Source organism: Methylobacterium guangdongense, from assembly GCF_038442355.1.
GTDB classification, from domain to species: Bacteria; Pseudomonadota; Alphaproteobacteria; order Rhizobiales; family Beijerinckiaceae; genus Methylobacterium; species Methylobacterium guangdongense.
On sequence record NZ_JBBXMX010000001.1, the window covers coordinates 584267 to 611266 of the forward strand.

At 69.3% G+C, this 27000-nt stretch carries 26 protein-coding genes and 1 tRNA gene; 10 read left to right on the forward strand and 17 right to left on the reverse strand.

Translation table 11 applies throughout. The features are described from left to right. The 6 genes from AAHG09_RS02845 to AAHG09_RS02870 all read right to left on the reverse strand — a co-directional run bounded on the left by AAHG09_RS02845 (window position 1) and on the right by AAHG09_RS02870 (window position 7331). Window positions 1-720 carry an aspartate/glutamate racemase family protein gene (locus AAHG09_RS02845; protein ID WP_342105238.1) on the reverse strand — a complete coding sequence of 240 codons (720 nt, stop codon included), beginning with the start codon at window positions 718-720 and terminating at the stop codon, window positions 1-3. A gap of 83 nt (window positions 721-803) precedes the next feature. Next, window positions 804-3230, reverse strand: a complete 2427-nt coding sequence (gene lon, locus AAHG09_RS02850; RefSeq protein ID WP_342105239.1) for an endopeptidase La — start codon at window positions 3228-3230, stop codon at window positions 804-806. A gap of 250 nt (window positions 3231-3480) precedes the next feature. Then, window positions 3481-4752, reverse strand: a complete 1272-nt coding sequence (gene clpX / locus AAHG09_RS02855) for an ATP-dependent Clp protease ATP-binding subunit ClpX (protein ID WP_010684321.1) — start codon at window positions 4750-4752, stop codon at window positions 3481-3483. 184 nt (window positions 4753-4936) lie between these two features. Continuing rightward, window positions 4937-5563 carry an ATP-dependent Clp protease proteolytic subunit gene (locus tag AAHG09_RS02860; RefSeq protein ID WP_012322036.1) on the reverse strand — a complete coding sequence of 209 codons (627 nt, stop codon included), beginning with the start codon at window positions 5561-5563 and terminating at the stop codon, window positions 4937-4939. A 125-nt stretch (window positions 5564-5688) separates the two neighbouring features. Continuing rightward, window positions 5689-7107 (reverse strand): trigger factor, encoded by a 1419-nt coding sequence (gene tig / locus AAHG09_RS02865; protein ID WP_342105240.1) that lies wholly within the window; start codon window positions 7105-7107, stop codon window positions 5689-5691. Window positions 7108-7246: 139 nt separating this feature from the next. Next, window positions 7247-7331: transfer RNA gene (locus AAHG09_RS02870), tRNA-Leu, on the reverse strand. Between the two features lie 147 nt (window positions 7332-7478). Between AAHG09_RS02870 and AAHG09_RS02875 the strand changes: the two genes are divergently transcribed. After that, window positions 7479-8942 carry a multicopper oxidase family protein gene (locus AAHG09_RS02875; RefSeq protein WP_342105241.1) on the forward strand — a complete coding sequence of 488 codons (1464 nt, stop codon included), beginning with the start codon at window positions 7479-7481 and terminating at the stop codon, window positions 8940-8942. On the opposite strand, the gene AAHG09_RS02880 is transcribed toward AAHG09_RS02875, so the two are convergent. Further along, a complete protein-coding gene (locus AAHG09_RS02880) occupies window positions 8935-10452 on the reverse strand; it encodes an NAD(P)H-hydrate dehydratase (protein WP_342105242.1) in 1518 nt (505 codons plus the stop codon). The genes AAHG09_RS02875 and AAHG09_RS02880 overlap by 8 nt on opposite strands. 194 nt (window positions 10453-10646) lie before the next feature. On the opposite strand from AAHG09_RS02880, the gene AAHG09_RS02885 reads away from it, so the two are divergent. Both AAHG09_RS02885 and AAHG09_RS02890 read left to right on the forward strand, forming a co-directional pair. Continuing rightward, window positions 10647-10985, forward strand: a complete 339-nt coding sequence (locus AAHG09_RS02885) for a P-II family nitrogen regulator (protein ID WP_003600526.1) — start codon at window positions 10647-10649, stop codon at window positions 10983-10985. Window positions 10986-11153: 168 nt separating this feature from the next. Beyond that, entirely contained in the window at window positions 11154-11333 is a 180-nt protein-coding gene (locus AAHG09_RS02890; RefSeq protein WP_342105243.1) for a DUF2735 domain-containing protein, read from the forward strand. A 260-nt stretch (window positions 11334-11593) separates the two neighbouring features. On the opposite strand, the gene AAHG09_RS02895 is transcribed toward AAHG09_RS02890, so the two are convergent. Continuing rightward, window positions 11594-12628, reverse strand: coding sequence for a glutamine synthetase beta-grasp domain-containing protein (locus AAHG09_RS02895; RefSeq protein WP_331315326.1), 1035 nt, complete (start codon window positions 12626-12628; stop codon window positions 11594-11596). A gap of 337 nt (window positions 12629-12965) precedes the next feature. Between AAHG09_RS02895 and glnA the strand changes: the two genes are divergently transcribed. Both glnA and AAHG09_RS02905 read left to right on the forward strand, forming a co-directional pair. Continuing rightward, window positions 12966-14375 carry a type I glutamate--ammonia ligase gene (glnA, locus tag AAHG09_RS02900; protein WP_342105244.1) on the forward strand — a complete coding sequence of 470 codons (1410 nt, stop codon included), beginning with the start codon at window positions 12966-12968 and terminating at the stop codon, window positions 14373-14375. Between the two features lie 115 nt (window positions 14376-14490). Next, complete coding sequence (locus AAHG09_RS02905) at window positions 14491-15129, forward strand: VOC family protein (protein ID WP_342105245.1); 639 nt, start codon at window positions 14491-14493, stop codon at window positions 15127-15129. Window positions 15130-15147: 18 nt separating this feature from the next. Here AAHG09_RS02905 and AAHG09_RS02910 read toward each other — a convergent pair whose 3' ends face one another. Further along, entirely contained in the window at window positions 15148-15771 is a 624-nt protein-coding gene (locus tag AAHG09_RS02910; RefSeq protein WP_342105246.1) for a ribonuclease D, read from the reverse strand. Between the two features lie 84 nt (window positions 15772-15855). On the opposite strand from AAHG09_RS02910, the gene AAHG09_RS02915 reads away from it, so the two are divergent. Beyond that, window positions 15856-16284, forward strand: coding sequence for a cupin domain-containing protein (locus AAHG09_RS02915; protein WP_342105247.1), 429 nt, complete (start codon window positions 15856-15858; stop codon window positions 16282-16284). Here the strand turns inward: AAHG09_RS02915 and yddG are convergent. From yddG to AAHG09_RS02940, 5 genes are all read right to left on the reverse strand, one after another. Then, a complete protein-coding gene (gene yddG / locus AAHG09_RS02920) occupies window positions 16281-17195 on the reverse strand; it encodes an aromatic amino acid exporter YddG (protein WP_342105248.1) in 915 nt (304 codons plus the stop codon). The two genes, AAHG09_RS02915 and yddG, sit on opposite strands and share 4 nt — an antisense overlap. A 315-nt stretch (window positions 17196-17510) precedes the next feature. Then, window positions 17511-17750, reverse strand: coding sequence for a hypothetical protein (locus AAHG09_RS02925; protein ID WP_342105250.1), 240 nt, complete (start codon window positions 17748-17750; stop codon window positions 17511-17513). Between the two features lie 21 nt (window positions 17751-17771). After that, a complete protein-coding gene (locus AAHG09_RS02930; protein ID WP_342105251.1) occupies window positions 17772-18065 on the reverse strand; it encodes a hypothetical protein in 294 nt (97 codons plus the stop codon). Between the two features lie 706 nt (window positions 18066-18771). Next, a complete protein-coding gene (gene phbB, locus AAHG09_RS02935; RefSeq protein ID WP_342105252.1) occupies window positions 18772-19500 on the reverse strand; it encodes an acetoacetyl-CoA reductase in 729 nt (242 codons plus the stop codon). A 115-nt stretch (window positions 19501-19615) separates the two neighbouring features. Beyond that, window positions 19616-20800 (reverse strand): acetyl-CoA C-acetyltransferase, encoded by a 1185-nt coding sequence (locus AAHG09_RS02940; protein ID WP_342105253.1) that lies wholly within the window; start codon window positions 20798-20800, stop codon window positions 19616-19618. A gap of 318 nt (window positions 20801-21118) precedes the next feature. Between AAHG09_RS02940 and phaR the strand changes: the two genes are divergently transcribed. Continuing rightward, window positions 21119-21706 (forward strand): polyhydroxyalkanoate synthesis repressor PhaR, encoded by a 588-nt coding sequence (phaR, locus tag AAHG09_RS02945; RefSeq protein WP_342105254.1) that lies wholly within the window; start codon window positions 21119-21121, stop codon window positions 21704-21706. 95 nt (window positions 21707-21801) lie between these two features. Further along, window positions 21802-22116 (forward strand): hypothetical protein, encoded by a 315-nt coding sequence (locus tag AAHG09_RS02950; RefSeq protein ID WP_342105256.1) that lies wholly within the window; start codon window positions 21802-21804, stop codon window positions 22114-22116. Between the two features lie 16 nt (window positions 22117-22132). On the opposite strand, the gene rpmF is transcribed toward AAHG09_RS02950, so the two are convergent. Continuing rightward, window positions 22133-22321: a 50S ribosomal protein L32 gene (gene rpmF / locus AAHG09_RS02955; protein WP_003601373.1), complete on the reverse strand. Its 189-nt coding sequence runs from the start codon at window positions 22319-22321 to the stop codon at window positions 22133-22135. Window positions 22322-22545: 224 nt separating this feature from the next. Between rpmF and AAHG09_RS02960 the strand changes: the two genes are divergently transcribed. Beyond that, window positions 22546-22911 carry a helix-hairpin-helix domain-containing protein gene (locus AAHG09_RS02960; protein ID WP_342105258.1) on the forward strand — a complete coding sequence of 122 codons (366 nt, stop codon included), beginning with the start codon at window positions 22546-22548 and terminating at the stop codon, window positions 22909-22911. Window positions 22912-23012: 101 nt separating this feature from the next. Here AAHG09_RS02960 and AAHG09_RS02965 read toward each other — a convergent pair whose 3' ends face one another. Together AAHG09_RS02965 and AAHG09_RS02970 are read right to left on the reverse strand one after the other, a co-directional pair. Beyond that, entirely contained in the window at window positions 23013-23519 is a 507-nt protein-coding gene (locus AAHG09_RS02965) for a hypothetical protein (RefSeq protein ID WP_342105259.1), read from the reverse strand. A 140-nt stretch (window positions 23520-23659) separates the two neighbouring features. Then, the gene (locus tag AAHG09_RS02970; protein ID WP_342105260.1) at window positions 23660-23977 is read right to left on the reverse strand and encodes a hypothetical protein; all 318 of its coding nucleotides are present in this window, start codon (window positions 23975-23977) and stop codon (window positions 23660-23662) included. Window positions 23978-24094: 117 nt separating this feature from the next. On the opposite strand from AAHG09_RS02970, the gene AAHG09_RS02975 reads away from it, so the two are divergent. Next, on the forward strand, window positions 24095-26974 hold the full coding sequence (locus AAHG09_RS02975) for a phosphoenolpyruvate carboxylase (RefSeq protein ID WP_342105261.1): 2880 nt from the start codon (window positions 24095-24097) through the stop codon (window positions 26972-26974). Window positions 26975-27000: the final 26 nt, after the last annotated feature.

Here is a 27000-nt window from a genome sequence, read left to right on the forward strand (position 1 = left end):
TCAGGGATCGATGAGCCGCGCCGCCAGGGCAGCGCCGAGGCCGATGCTGTCCACGGGCTCGGGCCTGGATCGGGCCGACCCGGACGCGCCCGCCGCCAGAACCGCGCGGGTCCCGGCCTCGACCGAGCAGATCACTGGAACGGGCACCTGCGGGGCGATCCGCGCCGCGAGCCCGGCCAAGCCGGCGCCGCCCAGGATGACGGTCTCGGCGCCGGACGCCGCGCAGGCGCGGCAGGCTTCGGACAGGATCGCGAGAGCGGCATCCGGGTCGCGGGCGATGGCACCGCCGCTGGGAGCCACCGTGCGGAGTGCCGCGAGGGACCCGGACAGGCCCAGCGTCGCCACGAATTCCCGCAGCATCGGCTCCCAGGCCGCGCCCCCGGTCACGATGCCGAAGCGGCCGGCTGATGCAGCCTCGCGGCAGGCCGCCTCCGCCATGCCGATCACCGGAACCCGCGACAGCTCGCGCAGGGCGAGGAGGCCCGGATCGCCGAAGCAGGCGAGGTAGACCGCGTCGCACCCGGCCCCGTGCTCCGCCAGGGCATCGAGGGCCGCGTGGCCGGCGATCGCCGCCGCCGCCCGACTGGCGATGTAGCGGGCGCCGAACCGACCGGTCACGGCGCGCAGCTCCGCCCGACCGCCGAGCTGCCCGCGGACATGACCGGCGACGAGGTCGGTGACCTGCGCGCTGGTGTTCGGGTTGATCAGCAGGATGCGCATCCGCTCCTCCGCGCCTGGTCCCGCGCATGAAAAAGCCCCCGGGGCTCAAGGCACCGGGGGCTCGTCTCACTCGCTCAGGCGGATCAGTGCGCCACGAAGGCGGCGCCGTCCTCCTCGGTCCGGGCGGGCTTGGCCACTGGCAGCGGCTCCTCCCACTCGATCGCGACCGGCTGGCGCACCAGCGCCTTCTCCAGCACCTGATCCATCCGCGAGACCGGGATGATCTCCAGCCCGTTCTTCACGCTGTCGGGCACCTCGGCGATGTCCTTGGCGTTCTCCTCGGGGATCAGCACCGTCTTGATGCCGCCGCGCAGCGCGGCGAGCAGCTTCTCCTTGAGGCCGCCGATCGGGAGGACCCGGCCGCGGAGCGTCACCTCGCCGGTCATCGCGATGTCGCGGCGGACCGGAATCCCCGTCAGCGTCGAGACGATCGCGGTGGCCATGGCGATGCCGGCCGAAGGACCGTCCTTCGGGGTCGCCCCCTCGGGAACGTGGACGTGGATGTCGCGACGCTCGAAGAGCGGCGGCTCGATCCCGAAATCGATCGCCCGGGAGCGGACGTAGCTCGCCGCCGCCGAGATCGACTCCTTCATCACGTCCTTCAGGTTGCCGGTGACCGTCATCTTGCCCTTGCCGGGCATCATGACGCCCTCGATCGTTAGCAACTCGCCGCCGACCTCGGTCCAGGCCAGACCCGTCACCACGCCGACCTGATCGTCCGCGTCGATCTCGCCGTAGCGGAACTTCGGCGGGCCGAGGAAGACCGGAAGGGTCTCCGTGTTCACCGCGACCGCCTTGGTCTTGGTGATCAGGATCTCCTTCACCGCCTTGCGGATCAGGTTGGACAACTCGCGCTCGAGGTTGCGGACGCCGGCTTCCCGCGTGTAGCGGCGAACCAGCATCATCAGCCCGTCGTCGTCGATCGACCACTCGTGCGTCCCGAGGCCATGCTTCTTCAGGGCGTTCGGGATCAGGTGCTTGCGCGCGATCTCGACCTTTTCCTCCTCGGTGTACCCGGCGATGCGGATCACCTCCATCCGGTCCATGAGCGGGCCCGGGATGTTGAGGGTGTTGGCCGTGGTCACGAACATCACGTTCGAGAGGTCGTAATCCACTTCCAGGTAGTGATCGTTGAAGGTGCTGTTCTGCTCAGGGTCAAGCACCTCGAGGAGCGCCGCCGACGGATCGCCGCGGAAATCCATGCCCATCTTGTCGATCTCGTCGAGCAGGATGAGCGGGTTCGAGGTCTTGGCCTTGCGCATCGACTGCACGATCTTGCCGGGCATCGAGCCGATATAGGTCCGCCGGTGACCGCGGATCTCGGCCTCGTCGCGCACGCCGCCGAGCGACATCCGGACGAACTCGCGGCCCGTCGCCTTCGCGATGGACTTGCCGAGCGAGGTCTTGCCGACGCCGGGGGGACCGACGAGGCACAGGATCGGGCCGGTGAGCTTGTTCGCCCGCTGCTGCACGGCGAGGTACTCGACGATCCGCTCCTTGACCTTGTCGAGGCCGAAATGGTCCTCGTCGAGCAGCGCCTGGGCGCCCAGCAGATCCTTCTTGATCTTCGAGCGCTTGCCCCACGGGATGCCGAGCATCCAGTCGAGGTAGTTGCGCACGACCGTCGCCTCGGCCGACATCGGCGACATCTGGCGCAGCTTCTTCAGCTCGGCGGTGGCCTTGTCACGGGCTTCCTTGGTGAACTTGGTCTTCTCGATCTTCTCTTCCAGCTCGGCCAGCTCGTCACGGCCATCCTCGGAGTCGCCCAGCTCCTTCTGGATCGCCTTCATCTGCTCGTTCAGGTAGTACTCGCGCTGGGTCTTCTCCATCTGCCGCTTGACGCGGGTCCGGATGCGCTTCTCCACCTGAAGCACGGAGATCTCGCTCTCCATCAGCGACAGCACGCGCTCAAGGCGCTGCGCCACCGTGGGCGTCTCCAGGATGCCCTGCTTGTCGGAGATCTTGACGAGCAGATGCGAGCCGATCGTGTCGGCGAGCTTCGAGGGCTCGTCGATCTGGGTCACGGCGGAGACGACCTCGGGCGAGACCTTCTTGTTCAGCTTGACGTAGTTCTCGAACTCGGAGAGCACCGAGCGCGCGAGCGCCTCCGCCTCGACCTGATCGCCGAGCTCGTCGTGCAGGGCTTCCGCGTTCGCCTCGTAATACTCGTCCGAGCGGGTGAAGCCCGTGACCTTCGCGCGGCCGACACCCTCGACCAGCACCTTCACGGTTCCGTCGGGCAGCTTCAGGAGCTGAAGCACGGAGGCGAGGGTCCCGATCTTGTAGATCGCGTCGGTCGCGGGATCGTCGTCTCCGGCGTTGATCTGCGTGGCGAGCAGGATATGGCGGTCCGTGCGAACGGCCTCCTCAAGGGCGCGGATCGATTTCTCGCGGCCCACGAACAGGGGCACGATCATGTGCGGGAAAACGACGATGTCGCGCAGGGGGAGAACGGCGTAGGAGCCCGTCGAACCCGGGACCACCGGCTGGCGCGATTTCGACTGTGACATGCTGACTTCCTCTCAGGGACGCCCGGTTTCGCCGCCTCCATGCATGGAGCGCGCCTACAGCCAGGGGCCGACCGGGCCGCGAGGGTCGGGGCTTTCTGGGACTTTGCGGCTGGTAACGCGGACCGCGCCTCGAAGGAGCGTGCGGCCACCGCGCTGAGCCTGAGGTGGCTGCGGCGGACATCGTTTTCAAGATGTTCCGCGCAGCGCGCCCGGCCTCGAGCCGGGCGCTTAAGGCAACCCTACCAAGCGCTTACGCGCTGACGCTGGCGGGTGCGTCCTTGTTGCGGTCGCCGTGGATGTAGAGCGGGCGCGACTTGCCCTCGACCACCTCCGGACCGATTACGACCTGCTCCACGGACTCCAGGCCCGGCAGGTCGTACATCGTGTCGAGCAGGATGGTCTCCAGGATGGAGCGCAGGCCGCGGGCGCCGGTCTTCCGCTCGATCGCCTTGCGGGCGACCAGCGACAGGGCCTCGTCCTGGAAGGTCAGGTCGACGTTCTCCATCTCGAACAGCCGCTGGTACTGCTTGACCAAGGCGTTCTTCGGCTCCTGCAGGATCTTCTTCAGCGCGGCCTCGTCGAGGTCCTCCAGCGTCGCCAGGACCGGCAGACGGCCGACGAACTCGGGGATGAGGCCGAACTTCAGCAGATCCTCCGGCTCGACCGAGCGGAAGATCTCGCCGGTGCGGCGATCGTCCGGGGCCTGCACGGTCGCGCCGAAGCCGATCGAGGTGCCCTTGCCGCGCTGGGAGATGATCCGCTCCAGCCCCGCGAAGGCGCCGCCGCAGATGAACAGGATGTTGGTGGTGTCGACCTGCAGGAACTCCTGCTGCGGGTGCTTCCGACCGCCCTGCGGCGGGACGGAGGCGACCGTACCCTCCATGATCTTCAAGAGCGCCTGCTGCACGCCCTCGCCCGACACGTCGCGGGTGATCGACGGGTTGTCGGACTTGCGGGAGATCTTGTCGATCTCGTCGATGTAGACGATGCCGCGCTGGGCCCGCTCGACGTTGTAGTCCGAGGCCTGGAGCAGCTTCAGAATGATGTTCTCGACGTCCTCACCGACGTAGCCGGCCTCAGTGAGGGTCGTGGCATCCGCCATGGTGAACGGCACGTCGAGGATCCGGGCGAGCGTCTGCGCGAGCAGCGTCTTGCCCGAGCCGGTCGGCCCGATCAGCATGATGTTGGACTTGGCCAGCTCGACGTCGTTGTGCTTCGTCGCGTGGGCGAGCCGCTTGTAGTGATTGTGCACCGCGACCGAGAGGACCTTCTTGGCGAAGTCCTGGCCGATGACGTAATCGTCGAGGACGCGGCGGATTTCCTTCGGGGTCGGCACGCCGTCGCGGCTCTTCACCAGCGAGGATTTCGACTCCTCGCGGATGATGTCCATGCACAGCTCGACGCACTCGTCGCAGATGAACACCGTCGGGCCGGCGATCAGCTTGCGGACCTCGTGCTGGCTCTTGCCGCAGAACGAGCAATACAGCGTGCTCTTGGAGTCGTTGCCGCCAGTCTTGCTCATATCGGTCTCCGATTCCTCGCATCCGCAGCCGGCTAGGGGCGGACGCGCATCAACTCAAAATAGGGGGCCCGTTTAAAGAAACAGTATGCTGCGCGTCTTTGACCGAAGGGCCCGAACTCGGATGCAAACACGCTGCCGCGGCGGGATCAAGGCCACGCCGCGGCTGTCTGGTGACGCGGGCCGATCAGGCGGCCGCCGGCTCGGGGCGCTTCTCGATCACCTCGTCGATGAGCCCGAACTCCTTGGCCGCGTCGGCGGTCATGAAGTTGTCGCGCTCCAACGCGGTGTGGATGGTGTCGTAGTCCCGCCCCGTGTGCTTCACGTAGATCTCGTTCAGGCGCCGCTTCAGCGCCTCGATCTCGCGGGCGTGGATCAGGATGTCGGTCGCCTGGCCCTGGAAGCCGCCCGACGGCTGGTGGACCATGATCCGGGCGTTCGGCAGGGCGAAGCGGTGGCCGGGCTCGCCGGCGGTCAGCAGGAGCGAGCCCATCGAGGCGGCCTGGCCGACGCAGAGCGTCGTCACCGGGCAGCGGATGAACTGCATCGTGTCGTAGATCGACAGGCCGGAGGTGACCACACCGCCGGGGGAGTTGATGTAGAAGGAAATTTCCTTCTTCGGGTTCTCCGCCTCGAGGAACAGCAGCTGCGCCACGATCAGCGACGCGCCGTAATCCTCCACGGGCCCGGTGAGGAAGATGATCCGCTCGCGCAGCAGGCGGGAGTAGATGTCGAAGGCGCGCTCGCCGCGGCTCGACTGCTCGACGACCATCGGCACGAGCGCGTTGTTGTAGACGTCGATCGGATCTCTCATCTCGTCCTGCCCAGAGTGAGGCCCGGGGCTGCCGCGAATCAGGGCAGCCCCGGACATGTCAGCGAACACCGGCGATGCTTAACCATCGCCTAATTCTTGCCCGCCGTCCTCGGACAGGGCGGGACTCAGTCGGCCTTCGACTCGGACTTCTCGTCCGCGGCCTCGGCCTTGTCTGCCGGCTTCCCGCCGGTCGTGTCGTCGTCATCATCATCTGCGAAAAGCGCCTCTTTCGAGACGGGCTCCTCGACGAGTTTGACCTGCCCGAGGACGTGGTCAACCACCTTTTCCTCGAACAGGGGCGCGCGGAGTTCAGCGAGCGCCTGCGCATTCTTCCGGTAGAAGTCCCAGACCTGCTGCTCCTGGCCCGGGAACTGCCGGACCCGGGCGATGAGGGCTTGGTTCACCTCGTCATCCGAGACCTTGATATCGGCGCTCTCGCCGACCTGCGCAAGCACGAGACCGAGCCGAACGCGACGCTCGGCGATCTTGCGGTACTCGGCCTGGGCCTTCTCCTCGGTCGTGTCCTCGTCCTCGAAGGTCTTGCCCCGGCTCTTGAGATCCTGCTCGACCTGGGCCCACACGGCGGCGAATTCCTGCGCCACCAGGGAGGGGGGCAGCTCGAAGGCGTACTTCGTGTCCAGCGCGTCGAGGAGGTCCTTCTTGAGGCGGCGGCGCGAGGCCGTCTCGTAGTCCCGCCCGATCGCCTCGGACACGGCCTCGCGGAGCTTCTCCAGCGATTCCATGCCCATCGACTTGGCGAACTCGTCGTCGACCTTGGCCTCGCCCGGAGCCTGGATCTTCGTGACCGTCACGTCGAACTCGGCATCCTTGCCGGCGAGCTGCTCGGCGCCGTACTCGGCCGGGAAAGTCACCTTCACCAGGCGCTTGTCGCCGACCTTGGCGCCGACGAGCTGGTCCTCGAAGCCCGGGATGAACGAGCCGGAGCCGAGCTCCAGATCGATGCCCTCACCCTTGCCGCCCTGGAACTCCTCGCCCTCGATCCGGCCGACGAAATCGATCGTGACGCGGTCGCCGCTCTGGGCCTCGGCGCCCTCCTCCCGCTCGGCGAAGGGACGGCCCTGGCCGGCCATGCGCTCCAGCGCCTCGTCCACCTCCGTGTCGGAGGGCTTGGCGACCTGCTTGGTCAGGCTGACATCCGAGAGGTCGGCGAGCTCGAAGCTCGGCATCACCTCAAGCGCCACCTTGAAGGCGAGGTCGCCCTTGGCGTCCAGCGCCTTCTCGACCTCAGCCTGATCGCTCGGGAACTCGACCTGCGGCTCCAGGGCCAGCTTGAGGCCGTTATCGGTCACGATCTTGCGGTTGGCCTCGTTGACGGCGTTCTGCACCACCTCGGCCATCACGGAGCGGCCGTAGACCTTGCGCAGGTGCGCGACCGGCACCTTGCCGGGGCGGAAGCCCTTGAGCTGCACCTTGTCCTTCATGCCGGACAGCTCGGAGGTCAGGCGCTCCTCGAGTTCCTGAGCGGCCAGAAGAACCTGAAACTCGCGCTTCAGGCCCTGGGCGTTGATCTCGGTCACCTGCATCGTCGTCGTCGCTCTTCCAAAAACCTGTGGTCGCCGGCCGGGCCGGACTCGTACGGCGTGTTCGCGCGGTGCGGGATGCCTGAGACGTCGGGAACGGAGCCGGGGCGGTCCGCCTGGGACCGCGCCCTCAGAGACGTCCTGGTGCGGGCGGAGGGGCTCGAACCCCCACGTCTTGCGACACTGGAACCTAAATCCAGCGCGTCTACCAGTTCCGCCACGCCCGCGCGCGCCGACATCCGGCGCATCGCCGGCCGCCGGAAGCGGGCCCTATAGCATGGGCCGACGGGGCCGCAGCAAAAAACTTGTCCTGTGGCGCCGGGGCCGCCACCTCGCTATGGAGCGGGCCCGTCGCGAGAAGCCGCCGAGATCTCATGCCGCCATCCCGCCCCGTGCCGCCGGCCGATTCGAGCGCTGGCGCGCCCTCGCGCCGGACCCTTCTGGCGGCTGCCACCGCCTTCGGGCTCGTGCCGCAGGTCGGCCGGGCCCAAACCCCCGCGCCCGCGGCGCCTGCGGCGGCCCCGGCAGAGCCCCCTGCCCTTCCGGCGGCCCCCGGCAAGGCGCGGCTCCGGCCGGAGCCCGCGCCGGAGACGCCGGTCTGGTGCTTCGACGGCAAGGCCCTGCCCCCCACGATCCGGGTGAAGCTCGGGCAGCCGGTGCGCCTGAAGGTCGAGAACCGGACCGACAAGCCCCTGTCGCTGCACTGGCACGGGGTGCGGATCGTCAACGCCATGGACGGCGTCGGCGGCGTGACCCAGGCGCCGATCGCCCCAGGGGGCGAGTTCCTCTACGCGTTCACGCCGCCGGATGCCGGCTCCTACCTGATCCGGCCGCTGGTGGTGGGCGGCGCCGGCGAGCCCTCGGGCCGGGGGCTCGCCGGCATGCTGGTCGTCGAGGAGGCGAGCCCGCCTCCGGTCGATGCGGATGTCAGCGTCATCCTGCAGGATTGGCGGCTCGAGGAAGACGGCACGCTCATGCCGTTCGGTCAGGTGCCCCTCGCCGCGGCCCATGGGCGCCTCGGCAACCTCGTCACCGTCAACGGCAAGCCGGTGCCCGACACGTTCGAGGCCCGCCCCGGCTCCCGAATCCGCCTGCGGCTCGGCAATGCCTGCAACGCCCGGGCGACGCGCATCAAGTTCGAGGGCGTGAAGGTCTACGTCGCGGCGGTCGACGGTCAGCCGACCGACACGTTCGAGCCGCTGCGGGCCACGCTGCCCTTCCCGCCCGGCACCCGCTACGACCTGATGGTCGACCTGCCGGACAATGCGGGTGCCACCTGCGAGATCCAGGCGCTGATCGGCAAGGGCCTGACGCTGGCGAGCGTCACCACGAAGGGCGCCAGGATCACCGAGAAGCGACCGCCGATCGGCCCGATCGGCGAGAACAAGCGCCTGCCGGCCGAGATCAAGCTCCAGAACGCGATGCGCCGCGACATCGTGATCACCGGCGGGGCCTTCGTGCCGAAGGAGAAGAAAGACGGGGCCAGCCCCGATCCCGTCTATACCGGTGATCCGCACAAGATCTGGTCGGTGAACGGCGCCAGCGGCACCACCGGCCTGCAGCCGATCTTCTCGGTGAAGCGCGGCCAGGTGGTGGTGCTGGCCCTGCGCAACGAGACCGCCTTCCCGCAGGCGCTGCACCTGCACGGGCACTGCTTCCGCCTGCTCCACCCCCTGGATGATGGTTGGGAGCCCTACTGGCTCGACACGTTCCAGTTGCTGGAGGGCCGGACCGCCCGGATCGGCTTCCTGGCCGACAATCCCGGGCGCTGGCTGATCAGCGCCACGGTGCTGGAGCGGTTCGATACCGGCCTCTGGACGATGTTCGAGGTTACGTGAGGGCCGCCTCGGCGAGGCCGCCGAGCACGGCGGGCATCAGGTCCGGAAGATCCTCGGCGATCAGCCCGGGTCCGTGGCGCAGGCCGGCATCGCCGTGGAGCCAGACCCCGGCGGCGGCGGCCTCGAAGGGCTCCATGCCCTGCGCCAGCAGGCCGGCAATGAGGCCGCCGAGGACGTCGCCCGACCCGGCGGTCCCGAGATAGGAGCTGCCGTGGTCGTTGATCGCCGCCCGCCCATCCGGCCCGGCGATCACGGTGTCGGCGCCCTTGTAGACCACCACGGCGCCGGTCAGGGCGGCCGCGGCGCGCGCCTGGGCGAGCTTGCCGATCCCGGCGGCCATAGCCTCCGTGCCGTCGAACAGCCGCGCGAATTCCCCGGCATGCGGCGTGAGCACGGCCCGCGCCTCCCCGTCCGCCAGATGCGCGGCGAGGAGTCGCGCCTGCCCGGAAAAGCTCGTCAGCGCGTCGGCGTCGAGGACGAGGCCGCGCCCGGCCGCGGCCGCCACCGCGACGCGCTCCCGGGTCGGCTCGCCGGTTCCGAGGCCGGGCCCGGCGAGCACCACGTTCAGGCGCTCGTCGGTGAGCAGGTCATCGAGGTCGTCGGCGGTCTCGCTGGCGCGCAGCATGATCGCCGTAAGATGGGCGGCGTTCTCGGCCAGCGCGCTCGTCGGCGAGGCAACCGTGACGAGGCCGGCCCCGACCCGCAGGGCGCCCCGGGCGGCGAGCCGCGCGGCGCCGGTCTTGGTGGCGGGTCCCGACAACACCAGGGCGTGGCCGCGCGTGTACTTGTGGCTGGCCCCGGTCAGCCGGGGAAACGCCTGCGCCCACAGCGTCGGCCCGTTCCGGTGGAGGGCCGCCCCGCACGCCGCCAGACCTGCCTCCAGGGCCGCCGATCCGGCGCCGATATCCGCCACGCTCAACTGGCCGCACAGGCCTCGCCCCGGGTGCAGCAGATGGCCGGGCTTCAGCGTCACGAAGGTCACGGTTTCGACCGCCCGGATCGCCGCACCGCGGACCGCCCCGGTATCGCCATCGACGCCGCTGGGGACGTCCACCGCGAGGATGGGCGTGCCGGCCGCGTTCACCGCCTCGACCAGCGCCCGGGCCTCGCCGTCGAGGTCGCGCGACAGGCCGGCCCCGAACAGCGCATCGATCACGAGGTCGCAGGCCGGGATGTCTGCCGGGACGTCTGCCGGCGCGATCGGTCCGACCGGGCCGGTCCAGGCCTCCGCCGCCAGGGCGGCATCCCCGGTAAGCGCCCCGCGATCGCCGAGCAGCCGCAGGTCGACCGCATAGCCGCCCTCCGCCAGAAGGCGCGCCGCCACGAAGCCGTCGCCCCCGTTGTTACCGGGCCCGCACAGAACAAGGGCACGGCCACCCGCCGGCAGCCGGGCGCGAGCCCGATCGGCGACCGCCGCGCCGGCCGCCTCCATGAGCGTGCGACCGGAGATCCCGCCGGCGATCGCCGCAGCATCGACCTGCCTCATGGCCGCGACCGTCAGCAACCGCATGTTCGCCTCCGTCTCTGCCCGTGCGCCGACCAGACTTGGTGAAAAGCGCGCCACAAATCCGAAAAACGCCCGCAGGATGTGCGGGAACCGCACAGAGATTAGGCATTCTGGTTGGGCACACCGTCAAATCGGCATGGCGGACACGTCACGGGGATGTTAGAAATACGCCGCATCGTAGCGCGGGCCCGGGCGGCATGAAGAAGATCGAAGCGATCATCAAGCCTTTCAAGCTCGACGAGGTGAAGGAGGCGCTCCAGGAGGTCGGCCTCCAGGGCATCACCGTCATCGAGGCGAAGGGTTTCGGCCGCCAGAAGGGCCATACGGAGCTCTATCGGGGCGCCGAGTACGTGGTCGACTTCCTGCCCAAGGTGAAGCTCGAGATCGTCCTGTCGGACGCGCTGGTCGAGGGCGCCGTCGAGGCGATCCGCAAGTCGGCCCAGACCGGCCGCATCGGCGACGGCAAGATCTTCGTGTCGACCATCGAGGAAGCGATCCGCATCCGCACCGGCGAGACCGGGACCGACGCGATCTGATCCTCGGGTTGTACCGGTCGGCGACGGCCGTGGTCCCTGCCTAAGTTTTCGCTCTGCACGAATGTCCGGCACCGGCGCGTTCCACCATGGAGCGCCGTGATCCGCATCCCACATGCATGGGAACAGCCGATGCAATCGGTTGCTTTGCCCGATGTAGGAGGATCTGCGATGGCCGTCACGGACCCACGCGAAACCGCCAAGATCTACGATCTGTCCGCGTTCCGGCGTAGCCGCGCCACGCCCCGGGCGACCGTGGAGCCGAAGCCCGCGGCGGTGCCGAGTTGTGGCGGCGGCGCGTGGTACCACGAGGCGGCAATCCGCGAGGACGAGCGCCCACCCCGGTCCTGAGCGGCAGGATCAGGGGCCTCTATCTCCTCCCAAGCACCTCTCCCGAAGGTGCGCCTGAGCCGCCCCGTCGGCGGATTCCGGGAATGTCGGCGCCATCCGGAGGGCTCGGCCGACGCCTCCGCGTCGCTCCGGCACCTTATAACGAGGGGTAGGCGGGCGTTTCGCTCGCATGGTCTATGCGCCCGGTACCCCCTTCGGCCCGCGAATGAAGAAGCCGGACCCGAGGGCCCGGCTTCGTCGTCTCGGCGTTGATCCGCGTCTTACGCGGCTGCAGCGGCCTCGGTCGGCACGGAAGCGATCGTCTTCAGCACCTGCGAGGCGATCTGGTAGGGGTCGCCCTGGGAGTTCGGGCGGCGGTCCTCAAGGTAGCCCTTGTAGCCGTTGTTGACGAAGGAGTGCGGCACGCGGATCGAGGCGCCGCGATCGGCCACGCCGTACGAGAACTCGTGGATCGAGGCGGTCTCGTGCTTGCCGGTCAGCCGCATGTGGTTGTCCGGGCCGTAGACGGCGATGTGCTCCTCGCGGGCGTTCTTGAACGCCTCCATGAGCTTCTCGAAATAGGCCTTGCCGCCGTGCTCGCGCATGAACGCGGTCGAGAAGTTGCAGTGCATGCCCGAGCCGTTCCAGTCGGTGTCGCCGAGCGGCTTGCAATGGTACTCGACGTCGATGCCGTACTTCTCGCAGAGGCGCTGCAAGAGGTAGCGGGCCATCCACATCTCGTCGGCGGCCTTCTTGGAGCCCTTGCCGAAGATCTGGAATTCCCACTGGCCCTTGGCCACCTCGGCGTTGATGCCCTCGTGGTTGATGCCGGCATCGAGGCAGAGGTCGAGGTGCTCCTCGACGATCTTGCGGGCGACGTCGCCGACGTTCGAGTAGCCGACGCCGGTGTAGTACGGGCCCTGCGGCGCCGGGTAGCCGGAGGTCGGGAAGCCGAGGGGGCGGCCGTCCTTGTACAGGAAGTACTCCTGCTCGAAGCCGAACCAGGCGCCGGCATCGTCCAGGATGGTGGCGCGCTTGTTGGACTCGTGCGGGGTCGTGCCGTCCGGCATCATCACTTCGCACATCACCAGCACGCCGTTCTTGCGGGCCGGATCGGGGAAGTGGCGCACGGGCTTCAGCATGCAGTCGGAGCTGCCGCCTTCGGCCTGCTTCGTGGACGAGCCGTCGAAGCCCCACATCGGGAGCTGCTCGAGGGTCGGGAAGCTGTCGAATTCCTTGATCTGCGTCTTACCGCGGAGATTCGGGGTCGGCGTGTACCCGTCGAGCCATATGTACTCGAGCTTGTATTTGGTCATTCCGGTTCTCTCGTCCGTATCGATGCGCGACCGGGGTGCCCCTGGGCAACGCGAACGGCTTGCCGCCTCTCAGACGGCCGCTGCCGCCTCTGCATGGAGTGTGCCAGGAAGGCCGCCACCGCCGCGCCGCGATCGATCCGACGCCGATTCTCGCGATCACGGATGCGAGAGCCGGCCCCAACGGGCGCCGATCGTCCCACCGCCGCGCCGATTCCCGCGCCCTGCGGGTGGCAACACGCGCCTGTGACGGATATCAAGCGCCGCTCGCCCGTGCGGCCCGCCTGAGAGCGGGCGCGTCGCGAGACCGTTTCCGAGCGATCCCTGGAGGATGCCCACGATGACCACTGCGGCCGAGGTGCTGAAGACGATCCGGGACAACGACGTGCGCTACGTGGACTTCCGGTTCACCGATCCGCGCGGCAAGTGGCAGCATGTCACGTTCGACGTGTCGCTCATCGACGAGGAGATCTTCGACGAGGGCACGATGTTCGACGGCTCCTCGATCGCAGGCTGGAAGGCGATCAACGAGTCCGACATGCTGCTGATGCCGGATCCGGCGACCGCCACCCTGGATCCGTTCTTCTCGGCCGCAACGATGTCGATCGTCTGCGACGTGCTGGAGCCGGCGACCGGCGAGCCCTACGGCCGCGATCCCCGCGGCACCGCCAAGCGCGCCGAGGCCTACCTGCAGCAGACCGGCATCGGCGACACGATCTATGTCGGCCCCGAGGCCGAGTTCTTCGTGTTCGACGACGTGAAGTTCGGCGCCGATCCCTACCGCACCGGCTTCGAGCTCGATTCCACCGAGCTGCCGACCAACGGCTTCACGGATTACGAGGGCGGCAACCTCGGCCACCGGGTCCAGACCAAGGGCGGCTACTTCCCGGTGCCACCGCAGGATTCGGCGCAGGACATGCGCGGCGAGATGCTGGCGGCCATGCAGTCCATGGGCGTGAAGGTCGAGAAGCACCACCACGAGGTGGCTTCGGCCCAGCACGAGCTCGGCATGAAGTTCGACACGCTCACCCTGCTCGCCGACCACATGCAGATCTACAAGTACTGCATCCACAACGTCGCGCAGAGCTACGGCAAGTCGGCGACCTTCATGCCCAAGCCCGTCTACGGCGATAACGGCTCGGGCATGCACGTGCACCAGTCGATCTGGAAGGACGGCAAGCCGGTCTTCGCCGGCGACAAGTATGCCGGGCTCTCCCAGGAGTGCCTCTGGTACATCGGCGGCATCATCCGCCACGCCAAGGCGCTCAACGCCTTCACCAACCCGTCGACCAACTCGTACAAGCGCCTGGTGCCGGGCTACGAGGCGCCGGTGCTGCTCGCCTACTCGGCCCGCAACCGCTCGGCCTCCTGCCGCATCCCGTGGACCAAGAGCCCGAAGGCCAAGCGCGTCGAGGTCCGCTTCCCCGACCCGATGGCGAACCCCTACCTCGCCTTCTCGGCGCTGCTGATGGCCGGCCTCGACGGCATCCGGAACAAGATCGATCCGGGCCCGGCCATGGACAAGGACCTCTACGAGCTGCCGCCGCGGGAGCTGAAGAAGATCCCGACCGTGTGCGGTTCGCTCCGCGAGGCGCTCGCCAGCCTCGACAAGGACCGGGCCTTCCTCAAGGAGGGCGGCGTGTTCTCGGACGACCAGATCGACTCGTTCATCGAGCTGAAGATGACCGAGGTGCTGCGCTACGAGATGACCCCGCACCCGATCGAGTTCGTGCAGTACTACTCGCTGTGAGGTGAGAGGGGCCGGGCGCGATGCCCGGCCCGCGCTCGTCACGGGCCGGAGCCTCTTGCGGGCTCCGGCCTTTTGTTTGGGCGTTGCACGCCGTTCGATCGCTGAGGCCGCTTGCATGCTGACCCTGGACCACCTCGTCGTCGTCGCGCCGGATCTCGCGGAGGGCGTGGCGCATGTCAGGGACTGCCTCGGCCTCACGATGCCGGAGGGCGGCCACCACCGCGAGATGGGCACCCGCAACCACCTGTTGCGCCTCGGCGATGCGTTGTTCCTGGAGGTGATCGCCGTCGATCCCGAGGCGCCCGCCCCATCCCGCCCCCGCTGGTTCGGCCTGAGCGACCCGGCACGGGTGCGCGCTGACTGGGATGCCGGCCGGCGGCTGCGCGGCTTCGTCGCCCGCACGGACGATCTCGACGGCGTGCTCGCCGCTCATCCGGACCTGCTCGGACAGGCCGCCACGATGACCCGCGGCGCCCTTTCGTGGCGCTTCGGCCTGCGCCCGGACGGGGCGTGGCCGGCGGACGGCGCCGCGCCCTGCGCGATGGCGTGGGGACAGAGCGGCAATCCCGCCCGGACGATGCCGGATCTCGGGGCCCGGCTTGAGGCACTGGTCCTGACGCATCCGGATCCGGACGCCGCGCGGCAGCGTCACGCCGCGCTCGGGCTGGCCGACCCGCCGGTGATCGTACCGGGCGACGGCCCGCGCTGGACCGCCCGGATCACGACGCCATCCGGCCTCCGGACGCTGGCCTGACGGCGCGACGCCGGACCCTCAGCTGTGCGCAAAAATATCCGTCTCGGGCCAGCCGTCGAGGTCGAGACGGGCGCGGGTCGGCAGGAAGGCGAAGCACGCCTGCGCGAGGTCGGTGCGCCCCTCCCGGGCCAGCATCGCATCGAGCCGGTCGCGCGCCGCGTGGAGGTGGAGCACGTCCGAGGCCGCGTAATCGAGCTGCGCCTGCGACAGGCTCTCGGCGCCCCAATCGGAGGATTGCTGCTGCTTCGACAGATCGACCCCGACGAGTTCGCGCACCACGTCCTTGAGCCCGTGGCGGTCCGTGTAGGTGCGGGCGAGCTTCGAGGCGATCTTGGTGCAGTAGACCGGCTGCGGCATCACCCCGAAGGCCTTGTAGAGCACCGCAACGTCGAACCGCGCGAAGTGAAAGATCTTCAGCACGCCCGAATCCGCCAGGACGCGCTTGAGGATCACCGGCTCCGGCCCATCCTGCGGGATCTGCACCACGTCGGCCGTGCCGTCGCCGGTCGAGATCTGCACCACGCAGAGCCGGTCACGATGCGGGTTGAGGCCGAGCGTCTCGGTGTCGATGGCCACCGCCCGGCCCGCATCGTAATCGGCGGGCAGGTCGCCGCGGTGGAGGCGTACGGTCGGGCTCGGCATCTTTCTCGGACCTTGAGGGTTCTCGGCCGGTAGCATCGGTGCCAAGTGGCGGCAAGCGGGAGTCGGTGCGGTGGGGAGTTGGTCATGACGGCAGCCGAGGTGATCGCCACGCTGGGCCTCAAGCCCCATCCCGAGGGCGGCCATTACCGCGAGACGTTTCGCGATCCGCGGACCGTCGACGGCCGCTCGGTCGGAACCGCGATCTACTTCCTGCTCGACATCGGCGAGGTCTCGGCGTGGCACCGGGTCGACGCCACCGAGATCTGGCACTGGCACGCCGGCGCGCCGCTGGTGATCACCACGAGCCCGAACGGCCACGACGCTGAGGCCCGGCATCTCGGGTCCGACCTCGCCGCCGGCCAGCGCCCGCAATGCGTGGTGCCGGCGGGCCATTGGCAGACCGCCACCAGCCTTGGCGCCTGGACACTCGTGAGCTGCACGGTCTCGCCGGGCTTCGACTTCTCGGGATTCGAGATGGCGCCGCCGGATTGGCGGCCGATGCCGCGGGGTTAGACTTCGGTGGGTGCCGCCCGCGACGCGCGCACGGCCGTCAGGGCGCCGGCCACGATCAGCAGGCAGGCGAGCGCCAAAGCCGGACCGGGTCTGGCATAGCCGGTTGCCACCAGGATCAGCGTCGAGAGGACCGGGGCCGCGTAGGCCGTCACGCCGAGCAGCCGGACGTCGCCGCGCTTGCAGCCGATATCCCAGAGGTAGAACGCGGCCCCGACCGGCCCGAGGCCGAGCAGCAGGACCGCGCACCACTGCGTCGCGTCGGCGGGCCAGACCGTCGTCTCGAAGCCCAGATGACATAGGAGGCTGAGCGCCGCGGTGACGAGGCAGAAGCCCGCGACCGCATCGGTCGGCACCTGCCCGACCCGGGCCGAGAGCACCGAGTAGCCGGCCCACACGAAGGCCGCTGCGAAGGACGCCGCGTAGCCCGGCAAAGCCCCCGCCGGGAAGTCGAGATCGCCCCGTCCGATGAACAGGGCCGCGACGCCCGCAAGACCCAGCAGCGCGCCGGCGAGATGGCCCGGGCGCAACCCACCCGATCCCGGAAGGCGCGCGGAGAACAGCACGATCAGCAGCGGCCAGAGGTAGTTGATCAACCCGGCCTCGGCCGGGGGCGCGAGGCGGAGCGCACTGAAGTAGAGCGCGTGATAGCCGAACAAGCCACCGACCCCGAGCAGCCAGACCGGCCAGGGCTGGATCAGCGCGCGGGCCCGGGCCGGACGGGCGATCCAGACGGTGCAGCCACAGAGGCCGCCCAGCAGGAACGTCATGGCGGCCAGCTGGAACGGCGGCACGGTGCCCGACGCCGCCGTGAACAGGGCCAGCAGCGACCAGAGCGCGATCGCGCCGAAGCCCGCCAGGGTCGCGGCGGAGCGGGTCGGGGTGCGGGACGATGTCGAGGCGGATCCACTCATGACCGGCCGCTACCACGCGGGCATCCGAGTCGGCGAGATGGCGCGGCGGCGTGGTCTCCAGCCCGGCCGCCACGATGGGGTTTCACGCCGATCTGGATCTGGCTCAGTCGGCCCACAGGGCCACGAGGGAGAAGAGACCGGCCATCAGGACGTTGACGAGGAGGATACCGGCGATGATCAGGGCGAGCGTCATGGTGGCCTCCGGAGCGGGGCAATCGGGCGGGGATAAGCATGGGGCGCGGAGAGATCCTCACGGACCTCCACCACTTGGGCCGACCCGGCGGTTCGTCCGACCGGATCGCCGTGGGCGCCGGCTCAGGGCGGGCTGATCACCCGCATGAGATCGGCGAGGTATTCGACGTTCAGCGGCCTCCAGCCGAGCCGGCGCCGGAGCAGGCCATAGCCCGTGCAGAGCAGGGCGGCCGAGCCGATGACGGTCAGCATGAACCAGCGGATGTCACCGGTGCCGAAGCCCACCGCGACGCTGATCAGAACCGTCGTCACGAAGATGATCCGGCTCGGGTTGGCCGGGCCGCGCGTCGTCATGTCGGACATGGGAGCCTCCCTCGATCCCGGTCAGCGAGCGCGGCAGTTGGGGCCGTACCAAGTCATGGTCCGGTGATCCATGCCGCCGTCGTACGATGCGCCGCAGACCGGGAAGTGCGTGTCGCCGCTCCGCTGCAGGCTCATCACCTTGTAGAGGTCGCGCTGCGCTTCGCGGCGCCGGTTCTGCTCGGCGAGTTGGGCCGACCAGTACCGGTTGCTGGCGGCCTCGGCGGCCGCGCGGTCCTGATGGAGCCCCATCATGCACTGCGCGAAGGCCTCGGTGCCGGGCTCGAATCCGAAGCCGTAGCACTGGGTCTGATCCATCGCGTACCGCTCCCGAGGCGTGACGCAGGCCGCGAGACCCAGCGTGCAGGCCGCCGCGAGGGCGATCTTCGCGGCGCTCGGGAGCCGCCGAACCGGCCGGTCCCCAGCACTCCCGCCGCGCCGTACAGAACAAGCGACGGTTTCGCGAACACGCTGAACGCCGCATTCACCGTAAAACCGCTGGATCATGGTGCCCGCACCCTCATTCGACTGTCGGCGCGAACATCCGCGGCGCGACGGAACGAGACCTATACGGACACACTCGGCGTGTTGGTGCCCCAGAGCACGTGAACAATTGGTGTGTGGATCGTTCGCCCTGCACACATCTTCGCGGCGCAGTCGGAGCGCGGATTATTTCACTACGCGCGCGCGCAAGATCAGATGCCTTTGTAGACTATAACGCCTGATCCAAAGCAGACGATCGGTCAGTATCGCTGATGAGAGATCGCGCGCAAACGAGCAGCAGATCTTGACTTGGCGATGTTGTTTTGCCGCGAGACGCGCGAGGCCGGAACCGGCGCGGCGGGTTGCGGACACCCAAGCGGTCCGGCCGTTCAGGCGCGCCGGGGGCACGACCGCAGTGTGAGCGCGCGCATCGGCGCAGCAGGCGGGCTTCGGAAGCCCTCGGCGCGCAGCCGTAAGCGTGTCGGCGCGCTCCGATTGCGGATCGGACGCGCCGGCCAGGAGCCGGCGCGCCCGGTCAGGGTCAGACGAAGTGCTGTCCGCCGTTGATGGTCAGCGTCGAGCCGTTCACGAAGCCGGCCTCGTCGCTCGCGAGATACTCGACCGCGTGCGCGATCTCGTCGGCGGCGCCGAGACGGCCGGTCGGGATGGTGGAGATGATCTTGTTGCGGATCTCCTCCGCCACGGCCATCACCATATCGGTGGCGATGTAGCCCGGCGCGATCACGTTGACCGTGATGCCCTTGGACGCGCTCTCCTGCGCGAGCGCCTTGGCGAAGCCGATCACGCCGGCCTTCGCGGCCGAGTAGTTGGTCTGGCCGGCCTGCCCCTTCTGTCCGTTGATCGACGAGATGATGATGATGCGGCCGAAGCTGCGGCTGCGCATGCCCTCGATCAGCGGCCGCGTGCAGGTGAACATCGAGTCGAGGTTGGTCTTGATGACCGCCTGCCACTTCTCGAAGGTCATCTTGTGGAACGCGCCGTCCCGGGTGATGCCGGCATTGTTGACGAGGATGTCGATCGGGCCGACCTCGGACTCGATCGCCTTGATGCCGGCCTCGCAGCTGGCGAGATCACCCACGTCGAACTTGAACACCGGGATGCCGGTCTCGGCCTTGAAGGCGTTGGCGGCCTCGTCGTTGCCGGCATAGTTGGCGGCCACCCGGTAGCCCTTGTCCTTCAGCCGCTTCGAGATCGCCGCGCCGATACCGCGGGTGCCGCCCGTGACGAGGGCGACGCGTCCTTGAGCCATTGATGTTTCCTCCTGTTCGCATCCCGTGATGCCGCGTGCGGATGGCGTCCGCACGCGAATTTTTGTGATCTTGGCTTTAAGTCTAAGTTGTCGAGAACCCGACGTTACAGATCGATCACGCCCGCTCGACACACATCGCGACGCCCATGCCGCCGCCGATGCACAGGGTGGCGAGGCCCTTCTTGGCATCGCGCCGCTTCATCTCGTGCAGCAGCGTGACGAGGACGCGGGCACCGGAGGCGCCGATCGGGTGGCCGATGGCGATGGCGCCGCCGTTGACGTTCACCTTCGCGTCGTCCCAGCCCATATCCTTGTTGACCGCCAGCGCCTGGGCCGCGAAGGCCTCGTTGGCCTCGATCAGGTCGAGGTCGGCGGGCTTCCAGCCGGCCTTCTCCAGGGCCTTGCGGGAGGCCGGGATCGGGCCGGTGCCCATCACCTTCGGATCGACGCCGGCCGTCGCCCAGGACTTGATCCGGGCGAGCGGCGTGAGACCGCGGCGCTCGGCCTCGGAGGCCGACATCAGAACCAGGGCGGCGGCACCGTCGTTCAGGCCCGAGGCGTTGGCGGCCGTGACCGTGCCCTCCTTGGTGAAGGCGGGCTTCAGCTTGGCCATCGCCTCCATGGTGGCGCCGTCGCGGATGTACTCGTCGGTGTCGACGATGGTGTCTCCCTTCCGGCCCGGCACGGTGACGGGGACGATCTCGTCCTTGAACCGGCCCTCCTTGCGGGCGGCCTCGGCCTTGTTCTGCGAGCGGGTCGCGAACTGGTCCTGCTGCTCGCGGGTCAGCTGGAAGGCCTGGGCGACGTTCTCGGCGGTCTGGCCCATGTGGTAGCCGTTGAAGGCATCCCAGAGGCCGTCCTTGATCATGGTGTCGACGAGCTTCACGTCGCCCATCTTCTGGCCGCCGCGCAGGTACTGGGCGTGGGGCGAGAGCGACATCGACTCCTGGCCGCCCGCCACGATGATCTTGGCGTCGCCGTTGGCGATCTGCTGCATGCCGATGGCGACCGTGCGCAGGCCCGAGCCGCAGACCTGGTTAAGGCCCCAGGCGGTGGCCTTCTCGGGGATGCCGGCCTTCATGGCGGCCTGACGGGCCGGGTTCTGGCCGGCGCCGGCGGTGAGCACCTGACCGAAGATCACCTCGTCGACCTCGTCGGGCGAGACCTTGGCGCGCTCCAGGGCGGCCTTGATGGCCGTCGCGCCGAGCTCGTGCGCCGGCACCGCCCCGAAGGCACCGCCGAACGAGCCGACCGGCGTGCGCGCGGCCCCGACGATGACGATCTCTTCGCTGGCTGCCATGTTGCGTTCTCCTCTTGCGAGCCGGCGCGCCTTCCGGGGCGCGCTCTGTGCCGGCCCTGCGATGAAGGGCGTGGCATCGGCGAAGTCAAGATTGCGCATCAAACCCGCAAATGATGCCGATGACGCGCCCGCGAGACTGAAATGACGCTTGGTCGGGACAAGGCCTGCATTATTCTGCGTTGAAGAGATGCAGTTTGCTGTTTTCTGCGCCCGGCGAAGGCTTTAAGGATCGTGCTGCGGGCGCGAAGATGATCCCGCAGGGCCGCATCGCGCGGCCCCGCATGTCCCGAGGTCTCGAGTCGAGAAAGGCCGATCCCGATGGCGGATACCGTCAAGGCCACACAGACCGTCATCAAGAAGTACGCCAACCGGCGCCTCTACCACACCGGCACCTCGACCTACGTGACGCTGGAGGACCTCGCCACGATGGTCCAGAACGGCGAGGATTTCGTCGTGTACGACGCACGCACCGGCGACGACATCACCCGTTCGGTGCTCACGCAGATCATCTTCGAGCAGGAGAACAAGGCCGGCGCCGAGAACCTGCTGCCGGTGGCGTTCCTGCGCCAGCTGATCCGCTTCTACGGCGACAGCATGCGCACCATGGTGCCGAGCTTCCTGGAATTCTCCATGGCGAACTTCGCCAAGGATCAGGACGGCCTGCGCGAGAAATTCGCCCACAGCTTCGGCCCGGCCGCGTTCCAGAACGCGATCGAGCAGCAGGTGCGCACCAATATGAACTTCTTCGGCGACGCCATGAAGATGTTCACGGGCTTCGCACCGCCCGCCGGGACGCAGCCGTCCCCGCCCCCCGCCCCCACGGCCTTCGGCGGCGGCGAGCTGGACGACCTGAAGCGGCAGATGCTGGAGATGCAGCAGCGCCTGGAAGCGCTGGCGAAGAAATAATCGCTTGCCCGCTGCGGGTGAATAGAAGTTGACGAACTCTTAATATCGGTATCACCCTTGCGACACCGGCACGGAAACGTGCGGAGCGTGTCGCGATGGTGCGAGTCGAAGCAGGCAATCGTCTCGGCCCGGCACAGGTCAGGCCTGTGCGGGCGGCGCCCGGTGCCACGCAGGGCGCGCGGTCCGAGGCCGTGCGTCCCGCGGGACGCGCCCTGGTCGTGATCGATGGGGGACGCCCCGAGGGGCGTGAAAGGGCCGTCGCGGCGGAGCGTGCGGCCCCGGGGAGATCCCGGGCCGGCTTCATCGCGCAGTTGCTGACGGCCGATGACCCGACGCTGTTGCCGTCGCGCCTCGAACGGACCCGAATGGCCGCCGCTTCCTACGCGGAGACCGCGCGGCGCCTCGCCTGAGGCGCCGCGAGACGTCTTACGCCTCGGCGGACTTCACCTTGAGGACCTGACGGCCGCGGTACATGCCGGTCTTGAGGTCGATGTGGTGCGGACGACGCAGCTCACCCGAATCCTTGTCCTCGACATAGGTCGGCGCCTTGAGGGCGTCGGCCGAGCGGCGCATGCCGCGGCGGGAGGGGGAGGTCTTTCGCTTCGGAACGGCCATGGTGTGATCCTTCGTGACGCCGCGGACAAAGCGGCGCCCGGGCGGCTCCCCGATCGAGGATCGCCACGCGCACCGCGGGATACGGATGAGGGCGCGCTTATAGCTGCGGCGCCCGCCCGTGGCTAGAGGCACTGGGCACAACCGTTAAGCGTGGGTTCAAGCGGCGCGGCCCAGAGCGTGGACGACGGTGCCGCGCCGCGGGCCGTGCCCCTCGGGAGAACGCCATGGCTTCCTCCACCAAGACCCTCGCTCTGCTCGCCCTTCTCTCAAGCCTCGTGGGCGCCCCCGCCCTGGCGCAGGCCCCCGCACCGCAGGCACCCGGCACGGCGGCACCGACCGCCCCCGCGCGGCCCACGGCACCGAGCGCCCCGGTCGCCGGCTCGCCGAACGCCGCCAAGACGGCGCTGATCGATCTCAACAGCGCCAGCACCGCGGAGCTCGACGCGCTGCCCGGCATCGGGGCGGCCCGCGCCGCTGCGATCATCAAGGGCCGCCCCTACCGCGGCAAGGACGATCTGGTCTCCAAGAAGATCATCCCGAAGAACGTCTACGACGGCATCAAGGACAAGGTCATCGCCAAGCAGAAGTGAGCGGCCGGAGCCGGTCCCGATCGCGTTGCGCGCGCTCGGCTTCGAGCCTCGATCGTGACACCCCCTCCGCCGAACGGACTGCCGGTTCGGCGGGGAGCACCCTATTCGGCGATCGCCCCCTGGGGCATCGAGAAGCCCGGCGGCGTCTTCGGGGCTGCGGCCTTGGGCGGCGCGCGCCGAACGGGGGCCTTCTTCCGGGCCTCCGCCTTCGGCGCCTTCACGGCGGGCGGCGTCTCGCAGGCGCGGAAGGTGAGCTGCGCCAGGGGCGCGCCCTCCTCGCTGACGATCGTCATCGAATCGGGCAGCGTCGGCAGGCTCGGCTGCCACTTGATCGGACCGCCCAGCATCGCCTCGATGGCCGAGGGGGCGCTGCCGCGCCGCAACGTCGTGAAATCCGGTCCGTACGCGGTGGCGACCTTCCCGGCGATCACCACGAGCAGCACCTCGTTCATCTCGGGCGTCAGGGGCCTCAACGGGTTGGTGGTTTGAATCTGCCCGGCCCGGGTGACCACCATCTTGAAGGTCTTGCCGTTCTCGAAACGCGCCGCGCTGGCCCCGCAGGGCTGCCCGGGCGGCAGGGCGGCCGAGGGCGCCGGCTTGTCCGGCACCGGAGCCGCAGGCACCGGAGCGGGCGGAACCTGGACAGGAGCAGCCGCCTGTTGCTTCGCCGGCGCGGCCCAAGCCGAACCGATCCAGAGGGGAACCGACGCGGCAAGCAGCAGGGCGCCGCTGCTGCGGGCGGGCCGCCTCATCGGCCGGACTCCGGCGGATCGCGCCGGGCCGGCGCGTCGCGCCCCGGCTTGGTCAGGGCTCGGATCGGTTCCAATTCGGATGCCTCCAGATCGAGCACGTGCGGATCGGGCGGCCGCTGATCGAGGACCTGCGCCGAACGATCGATCGGCGTCTTACGCGGGCCGACCGCGCCGAGGAACAGGTCCTCGTCCTCCGAATCGAGCTCGGAATGCATGCGCAGGGGTTCGCGCCGGCCCCGGGCGGCCATCACGGCGACCGATACGATGGCCACGACGAAGATCACTATTGCCAGGATAATGGACAGACGCTCCATAAGGCCCGCAGCTCTAACCCGGTCACCCGGTCACCGCCAGCCCGTGCCACACGGAACGCTCCTTGCGTGGGCGATCCGACCGGGTCAATGCGGACAAACCGGAGCCGGAACCGACCGATGCAGCACGAGCCGAGCCGCAAGCCCGAGGATCTGGAGGACCACCTCCTCGGCCTGATCGAGGCCGCCCGGGACCAGGCGCGGGAGGACCCGTTCCGCAATCCCGTCCTGGCCGTGACCCTGGCGATCACCCGGCGGTTCGACCGGAATGAGATCGCGCCGGAGGATCTCGAACCCCTGTTCGCCCGGCTGCGCGCCGAATCCCTGGCGGCGCGGGCGGGACGGCTGCGCAGCTATGTCGGGCTGGCGACGGGACCCGTCGACGCGGAGGCGTCGGTCCCGGCCCGCCTCGTGGGGGCAGCGCCCGATGGCCCCGACCGCTTCGCGCACTTCGCGGACTTCATCACCCGCACCGCCTTCGCGGTGGTGTTCACCGCGCACCCGACCTTCGGGATGCCGCGGGCCGTGGCGAACCTGCTCGCGGAAGCCGCAAGCCTGCCCGACGCGGCCGCCGGTGCCGGTCTGATCGAGCGTGCCGCCGCGCTGTCCACACGGCCGGATGCGCCGATCACCCTGGACGTCGAGTTCGACCAGGCCTGCGCGGCGGCCAATAACGGGCGGCTGGCGCTCGACGCCTTCAACGGCGCCTTGCTCGACGCCGCCCGCGCCCGCTGGCCGGAGCGCTGGACCGAGCTGACGCCGCGCCCGTTCGCGATCGCCAGCTGGGTCGGCTGCGATACGGACGGGCGGACCGATATCGGCTGGTGGGACACCCTGCGCTACCGGCTGATCTCGAAGCGCATGCAGTTCGACCGGGTGATGCGCGAGCTTCCCGCGATCGCCGGCTGCCGCGCGGTCCGCGCGCTGGCCGAGGAGGCGCTGGCGGCGGTGAACCGGCAGCTCGCGGTGGCGCCCCGGCTCGGCGACAAGCCCTCCCTCGAATCGGTCCACCGCTTCGCTCTGGCGCTGATCATCGAGCGCGAGCGCGCCCAGACCGACGCGGGCACCCTGGTGGCGGGCCTCACGGCGGCGCTGGACGCCGCCGACGACGCGGCCGACAAGCGGCGGATCGCGATCCTGCGCGCCGGCGTCGCCACGCACGGGCTGTCGAACGCCCTGCCGCATTTCCGGCTGAACGCCAGCCAGGTCCACAACGCGGTGCGCCGGGTGATCGACCTGGAAGGCGAGCCCACCGACGCGGCCCGGCGCCGCTCGCACCTCGCGACGATCCACGCGCTCCTCAACGACGTGCGGCCGGTGGCGGTGGATTTCGGGGCGCTCGCCGCCGAGCGGGCCTCGGCCGCCCGGCTGATGATGACGATCGCCCAGATCCTCAAGCACGTGGACGGCACCCATCCGGTGCGCTTCCTGATCGCCGAGACCGAGACCGGCTACACCCTGCTCGCCGCCCTCTGGCTCGCCCGCCATTACGGCATTGCCGACAAGCTGGAGATCACGCCGCTGTTCGAGACGGCGAGCGCCCTCGAACAGGGCATCCGGGTGCTCGACGACGCCCTGCGCAACCCGCACTGGCGCCAGTACCTGAAGCGCATCGGCCGGCTGACCGTGCAGTTCGGCTACTCGGATTCGGGCCGCTATGTCGGGCAGCTCGCCGCCACCTTCTGGATCGAGCGGCTGCGCCTGCGCATCACCGAGATGCTGGTCCAGAACGGGCTGGCCGACATCGAATTGGCGATCTTCGACACGCACGGCGAATCGATCGGCCGCGGCGCCCATCCGACGAGCCTACGCGACCGCCTCGCCTATCTGGCGCCGGAGGATGCCCGCGACCGCGCCCGCAAGGCCGGCATCCGGGTTCGGCTCGAATCGAGCTTCCAGGGCACCGACGGCTACCTTCTGTTCGGCACCGAGGCCCTGGCCGAGGCCAGCGTCGCCCGCATTGCCGAGCACGTCTACGCCCTCGACATGGCGGAGGACGATTCCTTCGCCGATTACGCCCTCGGCAATGAGGATTCAGGGGCCGACGCCAAGGACGACCCGATCTATTCCGAGCCCGATTTCGCCCTCGAATTCTTCACCGCGGCCCGCCAGGACATGGAGGCGCTGGTGGACGATCCGGGCTACGCGGCGCTGCTCGGCACCTTCGGCCCGAGCCTGATCGACCGCACCGGCTCGCGCCCCGTGGCCCGCCAGAGCGACACCGGCGGCCCGGCCCGCATCACCCATCCGCGCCAGATGCGGGCGATCCCCAACAACGCGATCCTGCACCAGCTCGGCTTTCTGGCGAACTCGCTCCACGGGATCGGCCGCGCCGCCCAGCGCGGGCCCGACCTGTTCCGCGACATGCGGCGCGATTCGGTGCGCTTCTCCCGGGCCTTCCGGCTGGTGCAGCACGCGGCCTCGGTGGGCGACCTCGACGTGCTGCGCGCCTATATCGACACCCTCGATCCGGCCGTGTGGCTGGAGCGGGCGCGGCGCACCCAGAAGGATTTCCGCCGGGACGAGCTGGTGGTGATCGCGGGCGCCCTGGAGCGCCTCGACCTCGCCTCGGCGCTGCGCAACCTGTTCGGCCGGCTGACCCGCGACTGGCTGGCCCTGACCGCGGCGGCCCCGGACCTGCCCGCCATGTCGCCGCGCCTGACGCTCCTGCATGCCCTGCGGCTGGCGCTGATCCACCGGATCTGGTTCCTGGCCGTGCATATCCCGGGCTTCCGACCGCAGGCGGGCATCTCCCGGGAGCAATTGCTGGAGCGCTTCCTGCGCCTCGACATCGACGGCTGCCTGACGCTGCTCGACGAGATCTTCCCGATCACCCCGGATCCGACCCTGGGGCTGAATTTCGGCGAGCCGGCGGGCCCGCGGGACGTCGGCACCTACGAGGCCGAGCACGCCAACCTGTTCCAGCCGATCCGCCGGATGTTCGAGCAGGTGCGGGAGATCTCCGGGATGATCCAGCACGAGGTGGGGGCGTTCGGGTAGGGGGCGAGGGCCCATCCCAGCGCGGT

Coding starts and splice junctions, on each gene's coding strand:
- AAHG09_RS02880 (WP_342105242.1), bottom strand. CDS start 10,452: ATGCGGTTGCTGACGGTCGCGGCCATGAGGCAGGTCGATGCTGCGGCG.
- AAHG09_RS02845 (WP_342105238.1), bottom strand. CDS start 720: ATGCGCATCCTGCTGATCAACCCGAACACCAGCGCGCAGGTCACCGAC.
- AAHG09_RS02885 (WP_003600526.1), top strand. CDS start 10,647: ATGAAGAAGATCGAAGCGATCATCAAGCCTTTCAAGCTCGACGAGGTG.
- phaR (WP_342105254.1), top strand. CDS start 21,119: ATGGCGGATACCGTCAAGGCCACACAGACCGTCATCAAGAAGTACGCC.
- tig (WP_342105240.1), bottom strand. CDS start 7,107: ATGCAGGTGACCGAGATCAACGCCCAGGGCCTGAAGCGCGAGTTTCAG.
- glnA (WP_342105244.1), top strand. CDS start 12,966: ATGACCACTGCGGCCGAGGTGCTGAAGACGATCCGGGACAACGACGTG.
- AAHG09_RS02910 (WP_342105246.1), bottom strand. CDS start 15,771: ATGCCGAGCCCGACCGTACGCCTCCACCGCGGCGACCTGCCCGCCGAT.
- clpX (WP_010684321.1), bottom strand. CDS start 4,752: ATGAGCAAGACTGGCGGCAACGACTCCAAGAGCACGCTGTATTGCTCG.
- phbB (WP_342105252.1), bottom strand. CDS start 19,500: ATGGCTCAAGGACGCGTCGCCCTCGTCACGGGCGGCACCCGCGGTATC.
- AAHG09_RS02930 (WP_342105251.1), bottom strand. CDS start 18,065: ATGGATCAGACCCAGTGCTACGGCTTCGGATTCGAGCCCGGCACCGAG.
- AAHG09_RS02860 (WP_012322036.1), bottom strand. CDS start 5,563: ATGAGAGATCCGATCGACGTCTACAACAACGCGCTCGTGCCGATGGTC.
- lon (WP_342105239.1), bottom strand. CDS start 3,230: ATGTCACAGTCGAAATCGCGCCAGCCGGTGGTCCCGGGTTCGACGGGC.
- AAHG09_RS02970 (WP_342105260.1), bottom strand. CDS start 23,977: ATGGAGCGTCTGTCCATTATCCTGGCAATAGTGATCTTCGTCGTGGCC.
- AAHG09_RS02925 (WP_342105250.1), bottom strand. CDS start 17,750: ATGTCCGACATGACGACGCGCGGCCCGGCCAACCCGAGCCGGATCATC.
- AAHG09_RS02875 (WP_342105241.1), top strand. CDS start 7,479: ATGCCGCCATCCCGCCCCGTGCCGCCGGCCGATTCGAGCGCTGGCGCG.
- yddG (WP_342105248.1), bottom strand. CDS start 17,195: ATGAGTGGATCCGCCTCGACATCGTCCCGCACCCCGACCCGCTCCGCC.
- AAHG09_RS02960 (WP_342105258.1), top strand. CDS start 22,546: ATGGCTTCCTCCACCAAGACCCTCGCTCTGCTCGCCCTTCTCTCAAGC.
- AAHG09_RS02890 (WP_342105243.1), top strand. CDS start 11,154: ATGGCCGTCACGGACCCACGCGAAACCGCCAAGATCTACGATCTGTCC.
- AAHG09_RS02975 (WP_342105261.1), top strand. CDS start 24,095: ATGCAGCACGAGCCGAGCCGCAAGCCCGAGGATCTGGAGGACCACCTC.
- AAHG09_RS02915 (WP_342105247.1), top strand. CDS start 15,856: ATGACGGCAGCCGAGGTGATCGCCACGCTGGGCCTCAAGCCCCATCCC.
- AAHG09_RS02950 (WP_342105256.1), top strand. CDS start 21,802: ATGGTGCGAGTCGAAGCAGGCAATCGTCTCGGCCCGGCACAGGTCAGG.
- AAHG09_RS02895 (WP_331315326.1), bottom strand. CDS start 12,628: ATGACCAAATACAAGCTCGAGTACATATGGCTCGACGGGTACACGCCG.
- AAHG09_RS02940 (WP_342105253.1), bottom strand. CDS start 20,800: ATGGCAGCCAGCGAAGAGATCGTCATCGTCGGGGCCGCGCGCACGCCG.
- AAHG09_RS02905 (WP_342105245.1), top strand. CDS start 14,491: ATGCTGACCCTGGACCACCTCGTCGTCGTCGCGCCGGATCTCGCGGAG.
- rpmF (WP_003601373.1), bottom strand. CDS start 22,321: ATGGCCGTTCCGAAGCGAAAGACCTCCCCCTCCCGCCGCGGCATGCGC.